This window comes from Kaistella yananensis (assembly GCF_026107505.2).
In the GTDB taxonomy this organism is placed as follows: Bacteria; Bacteroidota; Bacteroidia; order Flavobacteriales; family Weeksellaceae; genus Kaistella; species Kaistella yananensis.
This window is the reverse complement of the sequence record NZ_JAPCHZ010000005.1, coordinates 175,455-194,665: the sequence shown is the minus strand read 5'-3', so window position 1 is coordinate 194,665 and position 19,211 is coordinate 175,455. Positions and strand designations below refer to the sequence as shown.

At 38.5% G+C, this 19,211-nt stretch carries 18 protein-coding genes; 13 read left to right on the top strand and 5 right to left on the bottom strand.

Annotation, left to right across the window (positions count from 1 at the left end):
• The first annotated feature begins 56 nt into the window (after window positions 1-56).
• From OK344_RS10105 to gcvP, 9 genes are all read left to right on the top strand, one after another.
• On the top strand, window positions 57-470 hold the full coding sequence (locus OK344_RS10105; protein WP_265144676.1) for an SRPBCC family protein: 414 nt from the start codon (window positions 57-59) through the stop codon (window positions 468-470).
• 115 nt (window positions 471-585) lie between these two features.
• The gene (locus OK344_RS10100) at window positions 586-1,002 is read left to right on the top strand and encodes an SRPBCC domain-containing protein (protein WP_265144675.1); all 417 of its coding nucleotides are present in this window, start codon (window positions 586-588) and stop codon (window positions 1,000-1,002) included.
• Window positions 986-1,561, top strand: coding sequence for a hypothetical protein (locus tag OK344_RS10095; protein WP_265144674.1), 576 nt, complete (start codon window positions 986-988; stop codon window positions 1,559-1,561). Before OK344_RS10100 ends, OK344_RS10095 begins: the two co-directional genes overlap by 17 nt.
• 2 nt (window positions 1,562-1,563) lie before the next feature.
• On the top strand, window positions 1,564-1,893 hold the full coding sequence (locus OK344_RS10090; protein WP_265144673.1) for an iron chaperone: 330 nt from the start codon (window positions 1,564-1,566) through the stop codon (window positions 1,891-1,893).
• Between the two features lie 34 nt (window positions 1,894-1,927).
• The gene (locus OK344_RS10085) at window positions 1,928-2,791 is read left to right on the top strand and encodes a VOC family protein (protein WP_265144672.1); all 864 of its coding nucleotides are present in this window, start codon (window positions 1,928-1,930) and stop codon (window positions 2,789-2,791) included.
• An 8-nt stretch (window positions 2,792-2,799) separates the two neighbouring features.
• Complete coding sequence (locus tag OK344_RS10080; RefSeq protein WP_265144671.1) at window positions 2,800-3,201, top strand: SRPBCC family protein; 402 nt, start codon at window positions 2,800-2,802, stop codon at window positions 3,199-3,201.
• A 37-nt stretch (window positions 3,202-3,238) separates the two neighbouring features.
• A complete protein-coding gene (locus tag OK344_RS10075) occupies window positions 3,239-3,679 on the top strand; it encodes an SRPBCC family protein (protein ID WP_265144670.1) in 441 nt (146 codons plus the stop codon).
• A 101-nt stretch (window positions 3,680-3,780) separates the two neighbouring features.
• A complete protein-coding gene (locus tag OK344_RS10070) occupies window positions 3,781-4,431 on the top strand; it encodes a J domain-containing protein (protein WP_265144669.1) in 651 nt (216 codons plus the stop codon).
• Between the two features lie 331 nt (window positions 4,432-4,762).
• Window positions 4,763-7,621 (top strand): aminomethyl-transferring glycine dehydrogenase, encoded by a 2,859-nt coding sequence (gene gcvP, locus OK344_RS10065; RefSeq protein WP_265144668.1) that lies wholly within the window; start codon window positions 4,763-4,765, stop codon window positions 7,619-7,621.
• A 145-nt stretch (window positions 7,622-7,766) separates the two neighbouring features.
• Here the strand turns inward: gcvP and OK344_RS10060 are convergent, their stop codons facing one another.
• Window positions 7,767-8,330 carry a hypothetical protein gene (locus tag OK344_RS10060; RefSeq protein WP_265144667.1) on the bottom strand — a complete coding sequence of 188 codons (564 nt, stop codon included), beginning with the start codon at window positions 8,328-8,330 and terminating at the stop codon, window positions 7,767-7,769.
• A gap of 275 nt (window positions 8,331-8,605) precedes the next feature.
• Entirely contained in the window at window positions 8,606-9,526 is a 921-nt protein-coding gene (locus OK344_RS10055; RefSeq protein ID WP_265144666.1) for a T9SS type A sorting domain-containing protein, read from the bottom strand.
• A gap of 223 nt (window positions 9,527-9,749) precedes the next feature.
• Between OK344_RS10055 and dgt the strand changes: the two genes are divergently transcribed.
• Both dgt and OK344_RS10045 read left to right on the top strand, forming a co-directional pair.
• The gene (gene dgt / locus OK344_RS10050) at window positions 9,750-11,105 is read left to right on the top strand and encodes a dGTP triphosphohydrolase (protein ID WP_265144665.1); all 1,356 of its coding nucleotides are present in this window, start codon (window positions 9,750-9,752) and stop codon (window positions 11,103-11,105) included.
• 58 nt (window positions 11,106-11,163) lie between these two features.
• Window positions 11,164-12,093, top strand: coding sequence for an SPFH domain-containing protein (locus OK344_RS10045; RefSeq protein WP_088468957.1), 930 nt, complete (start codon window positions 11,164-11,166; stop codon window positions 12,091-12,093).
• Window positions 12,094-12,129: 36 nt separating this feature from the next.
• Here the strand turns inward: OK344_RS10045 and OK344_RS10040 are convergent, their stop codons facing one another.
• On the bottom strand, window positions 12,130-12,756 hold the full coding sequence (locus OK344_RS10040; RefSeq protein ID WP_265144664.1) for a hypothetical protein: 627 nt from the start codon (window positions 12,754-12,756) through the stop codon (window positions 12,130-12,132).
• A 64-nt stretch (window positions 12,757-12,820) separates the two neighbouring features.
• Here OK344_RS10040 and OK344_RS10035 point away from each other — a divergent pair, with 64 nt between their 5' ends.
• A complete protein-coding gene (locus tag OK344_RS10035) occupies window positions 12,821-13,441 on the top strand; it encodes a DUF6563 family protein (RefSeq protein WP_265144663.1) in 621 nt (206 codons plus the stop codon).
• Window positions 13,442-13,472: 31 nt separating this feature from the next.
• On the opposite strand, the gene OK344_RS10030 is transcribed toward OK344_RS10035, so the two are convergent.
• Together OK344_RS10030 and OK344_RS10025 are read right to left on the bottom strand one after the other, a co-directional pair.
• The gene (locus OK344_RS10030; protein WP_265144662.1) at window positions 13,473-13,784 is read right to left on the bottom strand and encodes an Mpo1-like protein; all 312 of its coding nucleotides are present in this window, start codon (window positions 13,782-13,784) and stop codon (window positions 13,473-13,475) included.
• Between the two features lie 5 nt (window positions 13,785-13,789).
• Window positions 13,790-15,478 carry an APC family permease gene (locus OK344_RS10025; protein ID WP_265144661.1) on the bottom strand — a complete coding sequence of 563 codons (1,689 nt, stop codon included), beginning with the start codon at window positions 15,476-15,478 and terminating at the stop codon, window positions 13,790-13,792.
• A gap of 126 nt (window positions 15,479-15,604) precedes the next feature.
• Here OK344_RS10025 and OK344_RS10020 point away from each other — a divergent pair, with 126 nt between their 5' ends.
• The gene (locus OK344_RS10020; protein ID WP_265144660.1) at window positions 15,605-19,018 is read left to right on the top strand and encodes a T9SS type B sorting domain-containing protein; all 3,414 of its coding nucleotides are present in this window, start codon (window positions 15,605-15,607) and stop codon (window positions 19,016-19,018) included.
• The last annotated feature ends 193 nt before the right edge of the window (window positions 19,019-19,211 follow it).

Here is a 19,211-nt window from a genome sequence, read left to right as displayed (position 1 = left end):
CCTTTAAATTTTAATTAATGTTTTTATTCTTTAAAGAAACTTATTAAAAATAAATTATGGAACCTATAAAAATAGATATCGCAATTTTAGCACCTGTACAGAAAGTCTGGGATTATTTCAATAAGCCTGAGCATATTGTGAACTGGAATTTTGCAAGTGAAGACTGGCACTGTCCAAGAGCCTCAAATGATTTACGCGTTGGCGGTAAACTTGAAACCAGAATGGAAGCCAAGGACGGGAGTTTCGGATTCGATTTTGTGGGAATTTACGATGAAATTATCCCGCTGCAACTCATCCGGTATTATTTGGAAGACGGCAGAAAAGTTGAAGTCTATTTTCAGGAAATTGATGCCAATACCACGAAGGTTACAGAAGTTTTCGATCCTGAAGCGGCCAACTCTGCAGAAATGCAGCGCGAAGGTTGGTATGCGATCCTCGATAACTTCCATAAGTATGTAGAGAATAATTGATTTGTAATATTTTATACAAAGATATTTCTGTTATTGATGCAGTCATGATTTTAGCAGGTAGGGGCTCGGTCATCATATGGAAATTATTCCTTAATTTTAGGAAAATTAAAAAATCATGACTTATCCGATTACCATTAAAATTACCATTTTGCAACCTGTACATAAAGTCTGGGATTACTTTTATAATCCTAAACATATCGTAAAATGGAATTTCCCGACAACCAATTGGCAATGCACCAAAGCGCTGAGTGATTTCCGAGAAGGTGGGCGTTTCGATTACCGCCTCGATTATAAAGACAAAAGTTTCGGGTATAGTTTTTCAGGCTATATCGATGAAATAAAACTTTTGCAATACGTAAAAAGCCACCTTGATGATGGCAGAAAAATTGAAGTTCTATTTAATAAAATTGATGAAAATACTACTGAAATTATCGAGATCTTCGAGCCGGAACTGCACAATTCCATCGAAATGCAGCGCGTGGGCTGGTACGCCATTCTCGACCGTTTCCATAAATATGTGGAGAAAAACTAAACGCGTTTTTCCAGTCTTATTCCTGATTTTACTCTTGTCTGCATGCAGTAAGAAATCTGAACATCAGGATGCTAAATCTTTACCCCAAAAGGATGCTGTGCCAGCAAAACCAGCACCCGAAGAGCCGCCAATTTCTTATAAAAAATATAAAGGAGCATGGTTTGACATAGCGTATCCCTTTTCATTCAAAGCAGAAAATTCTCAAAAATCTTCAACCAGTATTAACGGTTTCGACAGCGCTGTTTTCACTTCCGCCGATGGCAGCGTTCAGTTTTACATATTCTCGCCTCAATGGAGCGGTGACGCAAAAGATATCGCTCTGAAGTCCAACGAAATAAAAACCGATTCGTCAACTGAAATTATAAACGGATTAACTGTTAGAAGATGGACAATTCAGGCGAAAGACGGCAGCTATTTCCGGTCGTATGAATCAACTTCAGAAACTGAAAGTAAAATCAACAAGATTTTCGGGATTAAATATTCTTCGCAGAAAGAACTTGATCGATACAGGCAGGCTTATCTGCATTTCAAAAATTCATTGCAGCAATATGCGGACTAAATATGAACGAAACAGAAAAATATATCGCCCAGTTTCCGGAAAATGTGCAGGATATTTTAAATGAAATCCGGCAGATTATTCTGGAAGAGGCTCCCGAAGCCACAGAAAAAATTGCTTACGGAATGCCGGGTTTTTATTTAAATAAAAAACCTTTGGTGTATTTTGCAGCCTACAAAAACCATATCGGATTTTATGCAACTCCTACGGGCCATGAAGAATTTAAAAAAGAACTTTCAGTCTATAAACAGGGAAAAGGTTCAGCACAGTTTCCTTTAAAAGATGAAATACCTTATCAGCTGATTCGTAAAATAGTGAAATTCAGAAAAATATAAATCTCAAAAATCATAAAAAAACAACATATTAAAAATGAAAAATAACATATTCCCATGTCTCTGGTTTGATGCAACCGGCAACGAAGCTGCAAAATTTTATACCGATGTTTTCGGAGGAAAAATCACAGCAGATACACCGGTAGTCATCAATTTCGAACTTTTTGGGCAGAAATTCATGATCCTCAATGCCGGTCCGCAGTTTGAAAAAAACGCTTCAGTATCATTCATGGTTCTTTGCGAAACAGAAAATGAGGTTGAAAAATACTGGAAACCGCTTTCTGATGGCGGAATCGTACTAATGGAACTCGGCGAGTATCCCTGGAGCAAAAAATACGGTTGGGTACGCGACAAATACGGTGTTACGTGGCAGGTTTACCTGGGGGAAAAACAGGGCGCGCAGAAAGTAATTCCGACGCTGATGTACATTCACCAGAATAATGGTAAGGCAATGGAAGCGATGGAATTGTACACAAAAATTTTCCCGGATTCAAAGATTGGCAGCGTCCTGAAATATGGAGAAGGCGTAGGAAACGAAAGCCATGAAGTTCCGGAAAATATTCAGCACGCGCATTTCGAAATCGACGGTTACAGTTTTTTCTGTATGGATAATTCTTATGACCATAAATTTGACTTCAACGAAGCGATTTCTATCGTCGTGATGACCAATGACCAGGAAGAAACAGATCATTTGTGGGACTCACTGATTGGCGATGGCGGAAGAGCAAGTATGTGTGGTTGGCTGAAGGATAAATTCGGTATGAGCTGGCAGATTGTTCCTAAAAAACTTATTGAACTTATGAACGATTCGGATCCCTTTAAATCACAAAAAGTAATGCAGTCGATGATGACGATGCAGAAAATTGTAATTTCAGATCTGGAAAAGGCATATCAATCTTAATAAAAGTCATGAAAATACTCGAATTTAAAACTCAGATTAATGCACCCGCTGAAAAAGTATGGAAGGTGCTTTTTACCCAGGACGCAAACAAAAACTGGTCCTCTGCGGTTAATGAGGGCACTTATTTTGAAGGAACCTGGGAAGAAGGCAGTGTGATGAGGTTTCTGGATGATGAGAACAATGGAATGTACAACAGCGTAGAAAAAAACATTCCCAACAGAGAACTCACCATGAAACATCTGGGCTGGATTTATGATGGCGAACTCAGTCCTCAGGATTGGGAAGATTCTACGGTAACTTATCTTCTTGAATCCAACGAAAACGGCACACTTCTTACTGGAAAAATAAATGCTTTGGATGAATTTGTGGATTTCTTTAATTCTAAATATCCTTCAAATTTCGAAAAGTAAAAAAACTATCAGAATCATTAACTTAAACTCCTAAATCATGGAAACACTTAGTTATAAAACCACAGTAAAAGCACCCATTCAGAAGGTTTGGGATATGCTTTGGTCACCGGAAACTTATACCGAGTGGACCCAGTTTTTTTCACCAGGCTGCCAGTTGAAAACAGACTGGGAAATCAATGGGAAAACCTATTTTCTTGATGGTACCGGAAACGGAATGGTGTCTACCATAAAAAGTATAAACCCTCCTTTTGAAGTGGTTTTCAGTCATTTAGGAACATTTAATAATGGGATAGAAGATACCCAAAGCCGCGAAGTAAAGCAATGGAGCGGTGCAGAAGAACAGTATTTCCTGCGTGCTATGGATGAAAATACTACAGAGATTCAGGCGATTGTACACGCAGAACAGAAATATGAGGACCATATGAGCAACGGTTTTACCAAAGGTTTCGAAGTGCTCAGGAAATTAGCAGAACAGTAGTCAGCAACAAAACGGAAACAGAAAATTTCCGTTTTTTCATGAAGAACTGTTTTTTTTAAATCCTTACTTTTACAGCCCAAAACCGAATCCGGTATCTTATAATGAAGAATTACTATTATTTTCTGAGCGTAAAGGAAAATGCTTCTGAAGAAGACATTAAAAAAGCCTACAGGAAATTATCCCTAAAATATCATCCCGATAAAAATCCCAATGACGAGTTCTTTGCGCACCGGTTCATGGAGATTCAGGAAGCTTATGAAACGCTGGGTGATAAAGAAAAAAGAAGAATTTACGATGATAATTTAAGCCATCAGCAAAGAACATTTCGTCCCAACCTCCCGCCGGTGATTAAATCTTTTGCAGTAAACAAAGTGAATGTGCAGAAAGGCGAAGAAATAATTATCACGTGGCAGACTCAGCATGCAGATGTGGTAAAAGTGTTGCCATTCGGGCTCGAAAAAAGTTATGGCGAGAAAAAAATTAAGATTACCGAATTCAAGGAGGGCAAATTTCAGCTGCTGCTGCACGCAACCAATACGCTGCTGAATAAAACCGTAGTCCGCGGCATCACCGTGAATCAGGTTTTCGAAACGGATAAAGAAAAATTCAGAAATGAGGTAGAAGAACTTTTCAAGCCTCAGCGACCGTCGCCTACAAATCCCGGTGGGCAGCCCAAAGCATTAAAGATTGTTTTGGCGGTTATCTTTCTTGTAGTTGCGATCCTTCTTTTAGTGAAAACTTTTGGTGGGTAATTTTTCAGAAACGTAAAACTTTTCATTAAAATATTAAGCCATTTTAAGCCTTCCAGGACATTTTTTACAGCGCTTTCCTTTCTTAAATTTCTTACAGCACTTTTTCTTATCACAGAACATTTCTTCTGTTTGATGGTAAAACGGAGTTAAAGGCGCAATTTTGAAAGGGATGATTGGTGAATTCATGGTGCAAATGTAATTCTAATTTAGAATAAATCAAAATAACATGAGGTATTTTTTATGGTCTGCACATGAAAATTATCAATTGTACTGTTCATCAAAAAATTGTATTTTTACGAACCTTTATTTCTAAATAAATCCAGTAAAAATAATGAACACTACACAGTTTGTAAACCGCCACATTTCTTTAAACGAAGCCGATAAACAGGCAATGTTACAGGAAATTGGTGTTTCGGGTATTGATGAACTAATTGCCCAAACCATTCCAGATTCTATCCGTTTAAAAGAAGAATTAAACATTTCACCTGCACTTTCGGAGTACGAAATGTTGGCACATTCTAAAGAATTGGCAGCCAAAAACTCCCTTTTCGATAACTACATCGGATTCGGTTATCACAATACCATTTTGCCGAGCGCAATTCAGCGTAATATTCTCGAAAATCCATCCTGGTACACCGCTTACACTCCTTATCAGGCAGAAATCGCGCAGGGAAGACTGGAAGCGCTGCTCAACTTCCAAACGGTTGTTTGCGATTTAACAGGTTTCAAACTGGCAAATGCTTCTCTCTTGGATGAATCTACTGCGGCCGCGGAAGCAATGCACATGTTCTTCGAAAGCCGAACCAAAGACCAGAGAAAATCTGAAGCCAAAAAATTCTTCGTTTCAGATTTGGTACTTCCTCAAACGGTTGCTGTTTTGAAAACTAAAGCTGAAGGGCTGGGAATCGAGATCGTTGAAGGTGATCATGAGAATCATAATTTTGATGAATCTTATTTCGGAGTTTTGCTGCAGTATCCGGGTAAAAACGGAATTGTACTCGATTACACCGAAAATATTAAGAAATATAAAGAAATCAACCTGCAGGTTGTAGTTGCCAGCGATCCAATGGCGTTGGTAAAACTGAAGTCTCCTGCTGAGATGGGCGCTGACTGTGCTGTGGGAACAACCCAACGTTTCGGTATTCCGATGGGTTATGGTGGTCCACACGCTGCATTTTTTGCCTGTAAAGAAGATTATAAGAGAGATATTCCGGGAAGAATCATTGGTGTTTCCCAAGATGCGTACGGCAAACGTGCGCTGAGAATGGCACTTCAAACCCGTGAACAGCACATCAAAAGAGAAAAAGCCACCTCGAATATCTGTACAGCACAGGTGCTTTTAGCCGTAATGGCCGGAATGTACGCCGTATATCACGGTCCGAAAGGTCTTAATTTCATCGCAGACCAAATCCATTTCAAAGCCAATGCACTTAATGCAGGCTTGAAAGCTTTAGGTTATGATATTGTAGAAGAGCCGGTTTTCGACACCGTAAAGTTCAGAATGAGCGAAGAAGAGAAAAAATCTTTGATGTTTCTGATGCTTGATCGTAAAATCAATCTTAATTATTTCACCGATGGATTTGTGAGCATCGCCTTAAATGAAACCACAACTTTAGAGAAACTGCAGTCGCTGTTTGATGCTTTTGCGCAGTTTAAAGACAAGCAGAGCTTCAAACTTACGCTTAAAGAAGAAATTCTGATTCCTGAACAGTCTTTAAGAAATGATGAAATTCTGAAAGAAGATGTTTTCAATAAATATCATACAGAAACCGAGCTGATGCGTTACATTAAACGTTTAGAAAGAAGAGATCTTTCTTTAACACATTCGATGATTTCTTTAGGTTCTTGTACCATGAAACTGAATGCCGCTACACAAATGTTGCCGATTTCCTGGCCCGAGTGGGGCAATGTACATCCGTTTGTTCCTACAGAACAGGCCGGTGGATATCAGCTTCTAATTAAAGAACTGGAAAAAGATCTTGCCGAAATTACAGGTTTTGCCGGAACTTCGCTGCAACCTAACTCAGGCGCTCAGGGCGAATATGCTGGATTGATGGTGATTCGTGAATACCACAAATCCCGTGGAGAAAGCCACAGAAACATCGTTCTTATTCCCCAGTCTGCACACGGAACCAATCCAGCTTCAGCGGTAATTGCCGGAATGAAAGTAGTAGTGGTAAAAAATCTTGAAAGCGGAGAAATCGATTTCGAAGATTTGAAAGCCAAAGCAGAGCAGCACGCGGAAAATCTTTCTGCGGCAATGATTACTTATCCGTCAACTTATGGATTCTTTGATGATAACATTAAAGAAATCACAAAACTGATCCACGACAACGGCGGTCAGGTTTATATGGACGGCGCGAACATGAATGCGCAGGTAGGTTTCACTTCTCCGGGAAATATCGGGGCAGATGTTTGTCACCTCAATCTACACAAAACCTTTGCTATTCCTCACGGTGGTGGTGGTCCGGGTGTTGGCCCGATTTGCGTTGCGGAACATTTGGTGAAGTTTTTACCATCAAACCCTAACATTAAAATCGGTGATAAAGAAGCCATCGACGCTATTTCTGCTGCGCCTTACGGGTCATCACTGGTTTTAAATATTTCGTACGCCTACATTAAAATGCTGGGAACTGAAGGATTGAAAAAATCTACAGAGCACGCAATCCTGAACGCCAATTACCTGAAAGAAGTTTTGGCAGAACATTTCCCAATTTTGTACGCCAATGCAGCGGGAAGAGTTGCTCACGAATGTATCGTAGATTTCCGACAGTTTAAACCGCTTGGAATTGAAGTTGCTGACGTCGCAAAACGTTTGATGGATTATGGATTCCATGCGCCTACAGTGAGTTTCCCTGTTGCCGGAACCCTGATGATTGAGCCAACAGAATCTGAAAGCAAAAGAGAAATCGACCGTTTTGCAGAAGCATTGATTTCCATTAAAAAAGAAATCGAAGAAATCGCCGAAGGAACTGCCGATGCCGCAAATAATGTATTGAAAAATGCTCCTCATACCGAACAGGTAGTGATTTCAGACGCGTGGGACAAACCTTACAGCCGTGAAAAAGCTGCGTATCCTCTGGAATGGGTGAGAGATCACAAATTCTTCGCAACGGTTTCCCGTGTTGATGAAGCTTACGGTGACAGAAACTTAATCTGTACCTGCGCACCAATTGAATCATATATGTAAACCTTCATTTATAAATAACGAATCCCCTTCAAAACTGAAGGGGATTTTTTGATTAAAATAGATTGTTCAATGGGCTTTCGTTTATTGTCATGCACACAAACAGAAACGAGGCTGGGCCGAACGGAGCGAATCTGAAGCTTAATTATTAGCTGCAGTCTTTTTTTCTCCAATTAAATAACATTAATCTTTTTCGATTGTCAATATCATTAATTTTAAAACCGGTAATATCTTCAATTTTGTATAACGCGTTTCCTTCATCTTCTCCAAGTGAACCAATTAATTTGATAACAAAATTACTCTCATCCGTATCTTCTATGAATCCACAAAAATATTCATCATTAATTTCTACGCTTGTAATTATTTCTGTTCTATGTTTCAATTGATTTAAAAGAATAGTTTTCCAATTTTCACTTTCAAAATAGTCAAATTTGAATTCATTTTCTCTTGCCAATTCTTCGGAGTTCTCAATAATAAAAGTCATTGCTTTTCCATAATTATCATTAAAATCTATGCTAATTATTTCGGAGATTTTTGTAACAATGATTCCATCTTTCTTTCCATATTTTGTATAATGTTGAATGAAAACCAATTCATCATTAAAATCCAATACTTGTCCAAACCAAAACTTATCGTCATCATTGTAAGTCCAAAAACTTAAAAACGATTTATTTTCTTTTGATTGTACTAATAATTTTGTTGTTAAATCCATTACTATCGGTAGTTTTGATAAGATTGCAGGTAACTTACTTGTATATTACAGTAATATATACCAAGATCGGGGATATAGCTCTCATTAATGTGACAAGTTGTTGATCATTCAAATATAACATTTATCTTCTTATCATAAATCTATTTCATGATTTTTACTAATGAACGTTTGGGTTGGCTTCCGTTTTTATCTTTTCGAGATCTTTCATCAGTAATAAAAAATTCCCAAACTTCAGTTCGGGAATTTTCTGTCATATTTTAGATCATTCAGGCTAATTATTCTTTAATAAATTTAGAAGAATAAGAAATTCCTTTCGTACTGTTAACGGTAATAATATAGGTGCCGGCTTTCAGATTCTCAAGATTTAGAGTGGCATCTGATGTGTTTTTTGTGAATACATTCTGGCCTACCATATTATAAATCTGGATGGTTGAAACTTTTTCACCATTCGGAAGATTGAAGTGCAGATTGGTTTTTACAGGATTAGGATAAACCGCAAGGTTTCCTTTTTTCACATTGCTCACCGCCATATTTGCTTCATTGATTTTAATGTTGTCAATATAGGCATCACCACCGAAATTATCATGTAGGAAATTCATCCCTTCCAGATTGATCTGTGTGAAGTTTGGAGTCGTATAAATTAATGTCCCGTCAATGAAATACTTGATTTCATTTGCAGATACTTTTACCGTTACCTTGTACCATTGGTTAGGCTGCCACGAAATCCCCGTGTCTTCCATGTCGTAATCTATGCTGGTGATAACATGTAGAGTACCGGAATAATCAAAAGCTAAATCAAATACCGGATAGTATTCTTCATCAGCACTGATTCCGTAGGCTGACATTTCAAAAATTGAACCGTCAGTTTCTGTAACCAAAACATCAAAAGAGATGGTAGTGTCATTATAATCTAATGGCTGATCAAAACTTTTCTGTGCACCAATAATCGGGAACATCTGTCCACCATATGCATCGGTATATCCATTTTTAAATGAGTAGATTCCTGCACTGAATTTTTCAGCAGAAACTACCTGGTTTTCAACAAAATTACCTTCGCCATCATCAGTGATTTGCCAGGAATTCTGTCCGTTCAAACTTCCCAACTGGTAACCTTCAGAAGTTTCGAATGAAATTTGGTTTTGTGCAGAAATACTGCTGCAAAAAAACGCAGCAGCAAGAAAATATAAATTCTTCATAAATAATTTTTTGCAATGATAGAACAACAATGTTGCACATGCAAATGGGAAATCAAAGAAAATTTCCGTATGTAAGTGGTGTTTGATGCCATAAACATGGAATTTAATAAACCACGATTAGTCATTTTACGAATAAAGTTTCTGGTCTTTTATGCAAAAGAACTACGCTTTTACTGAAATATAAATCATTTTATCTACACAATAAAAAATGTATTTTTGAAGGATGGATTTAAACCGTATTTTTACCCACCAACGCACCGGGAACCTTGCTGCAACTTCAGCTTCCAGAACCGATTTTCAAAGAGATTTCGACCGTATTATTTTCTCGGCAGCATTTCGCAGGCTGCAGAATAAAACCCAGGTTTTTCCGCTCCCCGGAAGTGTTTTTGTTCATAACCGTTTAACGCATTCACTCGAGGTTTCTTCTGTAGGACGCAGTTTAGGAAGTGCCGCAGGTGAATTTATTTTTACGCAGTTCGCTAATGATCTGGATGATCAGGCGAAAGTTTTTTACCAGCACAATCTGCAGAACGTAATTGCCGCGGCATGCCTCTGTCATGATGTTGGGAATCCTGCTTTCGGGCATTCCGGTGAAGATGCCATTGCCAGTTATTTCGAAAAAAACGAAAACGATTTAAAAACGAAATTTACAGAAAAAGAATGGGCAGATCTGGTGAATTTTGAAGGAAATGCCAATGCAATAAGGGTTTTAACCCATCAGCAGAACGGCAAAGATGAAGGCGGAACCCAGCTTACTTTTACCACGCTGGCAAGCATCGCCAAATATCCCTGCGAAGCCATCGCCAAGAAAAAAGGAATCATCCACAGAAAAAAGTTCGGGTTTTTTCAGAATGAAAAAAATACATTTCTGGAGATTGCCAAAGGCGTGAATTTAATCCCGGAAAATGAAGAACCTTCCATCTTTAAAAGACATCCATTCGTTTGGCTGGTTGAAGCTGCCGATGATATCTGCTACAACATTATCGATATGGAAGACGCGCACCGGCTGGGGATTGTATCGACTTCAGACTGTGAAGATCTTTTTCTGGACCTCATTAAATCTGAAAATCAAAATATCGGAAGGGTAGAAGACAAACTCACGATCCTGACCAATTCGAACGAAAGAATTTCCTATTTAAGAGCGAAAGTCATCAACGCACTCATCAATAAATCCATTGAGCTTTATCAGCAGAACTTTTCTAAAATTTTAGACGGCAGTCTAGACAGGGCTTTGCTCGATATTTATAAATCAGATAATCCTGCTTTACAGGAAATTGAAGATTTTTCGATCGCTAAAATTTACAACCACAAAAATGTCATCGAGATTGAAAACGCAGGTTACAATGTAATGTATGAATTACTGAATCATTTTATACCACCGGTTTTAAAACCAAAAGATCAGCGGAAATCTTATGATAAAATGGCGCTGAAGCTTTTGCCGCAACAGTTTGTGTATGATGAAGAGACAGATTACCAGAAAGTATTGGGCGTTATAGATTTTGTATCGGGGATGACCGATAATTTTGCGACCGATCTTTACCGTAAAATTAAAGGAATAGATATTGGCATGACCGTGTAGTTTCGGTAAAATTTACTATCTTTCAGAAGTTCTTTATTAACCATAAAAAAATTAAACAATGACATTTTTTGGCGTACTTATTTTTCTGGGCCTCGTGGTCCTTTTCGCATCATTTTTTACCGTCAAGCAGGCCACAGCGGCCATTGTAGAACGCTTGGGGAAATTTCATTCTGTCCGCCATGCCGGACTCCACCTAAAAATTCCCTTTATCGATCAGGTGGCTAAAAGAATGAACCTGAGGATTCAGCAACTCGATGTAATTATTGATACCAAAACACTCGATAACGTGTTTATCAGAATGAAAGTTTCTGTGCAGTATCAGGTAATCAAAGAACAGGTAGCGGATTCTTTTTATAAGCTTGAAAATCCCGAAAACCAAATTACATCATACGTTTTCGACGTGGTAAGAGCTGAGGTTCCAAAACTGAAACTTGATGATGTCTTTGTGCGTAAAGATGATATTGCAATTGCCGTGAAAGGTGAACTTCAGGAAGCGATGCAGAGTTACGGATACGATATCATTAAAGCCCTTGTAACAGATATTGATCCTGATGAACAGGTGAAACACGCCATGAACAGAATTAATGCTGCCGAACGCGAAAAAACCGCCGCCGAGTACGAATCTGAAGCTCAGAAAATCAGAATTGTTGCGGTAGCAAAAGCAGAAGCAGAATCTAAAAAACTTCAGGGGATGGGTATTGCCGACCAAAGAAGAGAAATTGCCAAAGGTTTGGAAGAATCGGTAAAAATGCTGAACGAAGCTGGAATAAGCTCTCAGGAAGCATCTGCACTGATTGTTGTAACCCAGCATTACGATACGTTACATTCAATTGGAGCCAATAACAGAAGCAATTTGGTGCTCCTTCCTAACTCCCCAAGCGCAGCAAGTTCTATGCTGAATGATCTGGTGGTTTCAATGGCCGCCACCCAGAAAATGGAAGAAACGGGCAAGGGCGATTATCCGCCAACTGGTAAGCATTTGCATTAAAAATCAAATTCCCGAAATCAAATTTCGGGAATTTTTTTATTTTAAATCTTTCGTTTTATACGGAAATCGAACTGCTGCCGCTTTCATCAGTGAGTTGGTGAGTTTTTCTGCTGATACAAATGTTCCACCCGTTTGCCAGTTATAATTCCAGAACATTTTTCCGCTTACTTTGTCGGTTAGTGATAAATCTACAGTTGTAATTTTTGATGGAGCAGCGTAGCCCGTAAGCAGACTGGTGAAAAAGGCTTCTCCATTGGTAAGTGGCTTAGCCAGGGAAACTCTGGAACTTACCACCGCATCAACTCCCAATAAAACGGCCAGATCCTGATAGCTTCTGCCTGCTAAACTGGTGACATTATTATCTGTGAGAATCTTATTGGTTTCCTCGGGATTCTGTGTCTTAATGAAGATTTTATTGTTAATTTGGTTAGCATTAAGATAGTTTACCAATGCACTCTGAAACCTCTCGCTTTCAATTACCTCCTGTTTTTTAATAGCGGCCGCTTCTTTTGCTGATTTAATCTCAATAATTACCTTCGGCGGAAGCACTGCAATAAGGCGGTGTGTGTTGGCGGTCTGTTGAAAGTTTGTAGCCTTATACACAGGTTCACAGCTTGTTAGGGCAAGGATGCCTACAAGTAAAAAAGGTAATATTTTCTTCATTAATTATTTTTATCAAAAGTAATTTAATTTCTCAGAAATTTATATATTTAGCAAAAATAATTATATGACAAAACTGCTTACTTTCTTATCCCTCACGGCTTTTGCTTTAGGATTTTCCCAAAATTTTAATCCAGCACAATATCCGAAAGGAGTTTACGAGACCTATGAAGATTTCAGAACCAAAACACCAAGTGCCAGCCCAAATCTTTCTTCAGCAATTACTGATGATCAGATTGCGTTCCGCTTCAATAATTTAGATGATAAAGGAAAGAAACTGAAAAAAGCTTTTGCAGTATCCGATGGGCAGAATGTTTATATCCACGTAGTAAACCTTATTAAAAAGTTTAATTCTGAAGATAAAGGACAGGGTTACGATGGTGGGATTTACTACCTCAAAGCTGAAAACAAAGGCGGTTATTTATTTGTAAGAGATTATTTTACAAGTAACAGCGCAGCCATGTGGGGTGGAATAATTGCTGCTGCCGCGGCAAGAAGAACCAAAGGCGTAATTTATGACGAAGAGAAAGAATCCTTCAATCTATTCAAAAATATTGAGGAGTTTAAGACTTTTATGCAAGTTAATCACCCTAACATAGTCCTCGATCTTGAAAAAGGAAAAGGAGATGCTAAACTTGATGAAGGTGAAATTGAAGCTAAAAACCTTGAACTTATTAAAAGCGCTTAAAACCACATTAAACTCCCGATCGGGAGTTTTTTTATTCGTAAAATTTCAACTTTCCGGTAAGCAGTTCAAAGAACATCTTAAAGTCGGCAATCAATGTAAACAAAGGATTAGTAAAACTGGTAGGTTTATTCTTTTCAAAAACGTAATGACTGAAGGCTGAAATACCCCACCCGAAAATCGGGATATACCAAAGAAACCGTTCCTTTCCCGATTGCAGTACATAAATAATTACAGCAAAAACCAAGAACGTAGCCGCAAAATGAAATATGCGGGTTACTTTTTTATTGTGTTGACTTAGATAATAAGGATAAAATTCTTTGAAGGTTTTTATTCGCTCGCGCATTTTTTTTAATTTAAATCTCCGTTCAGGTCGTTATTCAGTTTACTGTTTTTGAACCCGTAAGAGAAATAAATAATCATGCCAATGGCAAACCACAGCAGAAACCAAAACCAGTTGTTATGCGTCATTCCCGTAAGCAGATAAAGGCATGAACTGAGACCGATAAGCGGAATAAGCGATAAATTCCTTACAAACGCCAGAACGCATAAAACCAGGTTAATCAGAATATAAACAATAATCGAAATACGGAATTCACCTTCTGCTGGATCATGCCAATCGGTTAGGTTATGGAAGAATTCCGGCTGCCACCAGTAGAAGAAAAACAGGCCTCCAAGGAAGGTTACCGGAAATATGAATCGCGCATTAATATAAGGCATATGGAATCTTCCTTTCAGTTTTTCTTTCGCCGGAAGTAGCAATACGCCGCCGCAGACCAGAACGAAAGCGAAAATTGTCCCGATACTCGTGAAATCCAGGATAAACGATTTATCGGTAAAAAGAATCGGAACTCCAACCACGAGCCCTGTAACGATGGTAGCGTAAGACGGTGTTTTATGTTTCGGGTGAATAGTCATGAATTTCTTTGGCATCAGTCCGTCGCGGCTCATGGCGTACCAGATTCGCGGCTGCCCCATCTGGAATACGAGTAAAACAGTGGTAATCGCAATAATGGCTCCCAGAGACACTACAAACTCCATCCATGGAACATTAGCATTTGAACCAGCGAAAATAAAAGCCAGCGGATCGCCGATACCGTCAAATTTGCGGTAATCTACCATTCCGGTGAGTACCAAAGTCAGAAGAATATAAATTACCGTGCACAATACCAGCGAGATAATCATTCCGCGGGGCAGATTTTTCTGAGGATTTTTAGTTTCTTCAGATAAAACACTTAAAGCATCAAAACCGATATAAGCAAAGAAGACTCCCGAAACGGCGCTCATAACTCCGGTAAAACCATTAGGCATAAATGAAGGAACTCCAGTGTCAGCACTTGCCGGAAACCAGTTATCGGTGTTAAGATAAGCGACGCCCACCGCAATCACGAGCAGGATGATAAAAAGCTTGAGAAGAACAAAAATATTATTAAAATTTTTAGATTCCTTCACGCCGACATAACACAGCCATGTAATCAAACCATTGATGACCAATGCTGGAACATCCACAATAAATTTCAGGTTACCTATGAGTGGCGCACTTTTCCAGGCATTCAGAAGTTCCTGATTTTCAGAACCACCGAAAAAGGCTTTTTTGGCTTCGGTATAGGAGCAGGTTAAATAATCAGGAATGTGAATCCCGATTCTTTCCATAAAGCTCGTGAAATAATCGCTCCAGGAAAAGGCAACATAAATGTTTCCGAAAGAATATTCCATAATTAAAGCCCATCCGATAATCCAGGCAATCAATTCACCGAAACTCGCGTAGGCATACGTGTACGCAGAGCCGGCCTGGGGAATCCGGCTGGCAAATTCGGCATAGCAGAGTGCTGTAAAACCGCAGGCAAAACCGCAGATGACATAAAGGATAATCACGCCGGGCCCGCCACGGAAAACCGCTTCGCCCAAACTGCTGAAACTTCCTGCACCAATGATGGCCGCAATTCCGAAGAATACAATATCCCAAACTCCCAAAACACGCAGCAACCCCGATGAGTGCTCGCTTTCACTGTACTGTTTTCTTCTGAAAAGCTGATTCATAAAAAAGATAATTTACACAAATGTAAAAGAAAATTCTAAAAATCATATTTTTTTTGTTTCAGGATAATAAAAATGGTAAATTTTTGGTTCTTAATAATGTCGTAATTTTGACCAAACATTTTTTTGATGCGGAAGATTTATTTTTTACTCTTTATTTTATCATTTGTCTCAGGCTTTACCCAATCTGTAAATCTTATTAATCTTGCGGATAATGCAGCATATCCTGCGCAGCAGTATTTCTGTACCGGGGAAAGTTTTGATCTGAAGGTTGATGCAATAGCTACTTCTACGGGGGATTATAGCATTTCACCAGTTACAGGTTTTAATGTACCTGCGGCAAGCATTAATGTTCCTTTTTCAAATAAAGTAGGGAATGATCATTTTAGTGAACCGATTACCATTCCTTTTACATTCGATTTCTATGGTAAGCAATATTCTAAATTGGTAGTTGGCTCAAATGGAAGACTGCTTTTTGGATCTGGAACCGATTTTGATAATTTGCATACCTCTCAATATGTAGATAAAATACATAGTGGAAATGATAGTAGTTCTACCAATATTAAACTTCCCAATACCGCTTATAACCAGATTGATTCTGCCGATCCTTCAAGAATATTGAACTTTGCTCAGATTTTCTTTGGTTATACGGATATTGGTTATTATAACACTAATTATTATAACAAATTAACTTACGGACTTATAACCTACTTAGGAAAGCAAGGCTTACTTATTAATTTTAATCAAGTTTCAGAAAGAACCGTTTCCGACGGTTATAGTTCTGCCATTACCAGTCAGGTGCTTATTTTAGAAGATCATAAAATCTACATTAAAGTTACAAAAACCAATAACACAGGAAAGGCAATCATTGGTTTACAAAACGAAACCGGAGATCAAGCAAAATGGCCAGTCAATTCAGAAACAACTTCAATCTATAACAATGGCCAATGGAGCAACACCGGAAATCAAACTTGGCTCTTCACGCCCAGCCAAAATCTCACTCCAAAATTCAAATGGTATCAAAATTCAACTTTATTGAGTGAAACTAGCAATACCTTAAACAATTTTTCTCCGAATGACGGTGAAATTCTGAAAGTGGAAGTCACTTTTTATGATCCGTCAGGAGCTCAGGTTGGTGCAGCGGTTACGGATCAGGTAACTTTTAAAAAGGTGAATACACCGGTAATTGAAGCTACTTTGGATTGTTCTTATGAAATGAAAGTTTCTGCTGCTACTTTTGACCCTGCTTTAAAATATACTTGGTACAAAGTAGGAGATCCAACGCCTATAAGGACTGATCGGGTTCTTCCAATTCATCGTACTACACAAACAACTGGAGATTATTATGTGAAAGTCGCTAAGACGGATGGTTCACCAATTTGTTCTTCCGGTGATGAAAGTAACCGATTGACCTATGACAAACAACGTTTCCCTGAATTTATAAACACTAGCTATATTTTATGTGATAATACAGGATTAACTTCGAAAACCATTAATTTATATGATATTTATTACCCGAAATATAAACCGGCTACGGGTAGAGAACCTTATATCATTAAATTCTATACGAGCATAGGTGGCGGTACAGGAGTAGAAGTTGCTGATCCAGAGAATTTTGTACTTCCAGCCAATAGCAATATGTATTTGGGATTTTCGGTTTTCGAAGGTTCCGGTATCAATAGTTGCCATTCCGGGCCTTTGACCATTGGTTTTCTGAGCATGCCTGCTACTGAAAATATTTCACTCTGTGCATCAGCGACGACCTTCGATTTGAAAGCGTATTTCCAAAAACCTTCGTATCCGTTTTACTCTTATCAATACAATTATGCGGCCGGAAGCACTGTAAGCGATCCGAGTGCGGTAGATGTAAACAAACAAGTTGTAGTAAAAACTACAATTCCCGGTGGATGTTCGGTAAATACTACCGTGAGTTTCACCCGAGGAGCAGCCACTGTTTTGCCAACTGTACCAATGCAAGAGCGTTGCGCAGGTGCCGATAATAATACGAACCGTTTTGATTTTAATGCCATCAAATCTATTTTAGATCCAACCGACCAATTTGATATTAAATTTTATAAAAAGTCGGACAATACTGAAATTATTCCAGGAGCATCAGGAGGCGCAAATCTGAACACATATGGCTACTTTTGGACAGGAACGACAGGTGATTATTTCGTTTACGCAAAAGCATTTAACAAAGTTGATCCTAGCTGCTTTGCCGTATCCGATGATATTGTTTTAAGAGTTTATTTAAAACCCGCCAAAAGCAATTCTGCTGATTCATTTTTAAATAAAATAGCATGTGGAATTAGTTCGATAGACCTTACCATAAATAATGTTTTTGATGTAATTAATTCGAATACTGTTGGTCAGATTCCATCCATGAAATATTTCGATGCAAGTGGAGTAGAACTTGCAGGTACTGAGATCACCAGTTACCCAATCAGCAGAGGAATCCCTTATCTTGAAATCCAAAATGGTGTTTGTTTGCCACCATTAAAATTAAATTATAACATCGTAAGTCAGCCATTTCCATTAATGAATCCCGCTAATGAAACCATTTGTGATGATAACGACGGAAATGCGGATGGAAAAGTTTCTATCAATATTGCGGCGGATAATTTTAAGCAAAAATTTACTTCTAATATTAGCAATGCTACTTTCAAATTTTATGATGGTGCAACGCTAATTTACAGCAGTACTAACACCGGAGATACTTTCAATTATTCGGTTTCCAATAACAAAACGATTACAGTTTCGGTTTCTAGCGCAACTTATTGTCCGGCAAATGCGGAGATTACCTATTTTGTAAATACCCCAAATTCGATACAGTTTTCCGGCAATACTGACCTTTGTTTTGGAGATGACCTGAATTTTACCATCGAAAATTTCAGTGATTTTTCGTCGGTTAAACTCCTTTCTCCTGACGGAACTGAAATTCCTATTAACTCGAATCATACAATTCCTTATTCGGAAGTTCGTTTTGGAGAAACTTATACCTTAAAAGCGGAAAATAGTTTAGGTTGTGTATCGGAATTCTCATTTAAACCTTCCGACAGCAATCAGCCTAAAATAGAAGTGGTAAACCAAACCAACAGTTCCATTGAAGTCATCGCAAATGGCGGTGTGAAACCCTATAAATATTATTTCAATGGTGTTGCGCAGTCTTCAAATATTTTGATGAATCCAACCGCTGCTTCTTACGAAATACAGGTGGAATCCGCGACCGGCTGCCTTGGAGAACCCAAAACCATCTATTTTATTAAAATCAACAATGCATTCAGTCCAAATGCTGATGGAATTAATGATGTCTGGAAAATTGATAATCTTGACAAAATGGAAAGTGTTTCCGTAATCATTGTAGACCGGTACGGAAATAAAGTTTTCGAATCAACGGATAATAGAACTGTAGAGTGGGATGGTAAGTTTTCGGGCCGTTCGCTGCCAACTTCAACGTATTGGTATACGGCGACATGGTTCGATCCGGTGACGCAAAAATCTGAACAGCGGCAAGGCTGGATTCTGATGAAAAACCGTAATTAAGACGATTGTTTTTTAACTCATTTTCAATAGACTCCGGTTAAAAAATATAGTTATCCACATTTCCACAATATGTAATTTATGTTGTGCAGGCAATAAGTTTTCCTTATTTTCGTTGACTAAATGTGGAAAGCGGTAAGGATCCTCTTATCCTTTAAACAAAGCTCCCGATTCAATTCAACACCTTTCTGAAAAC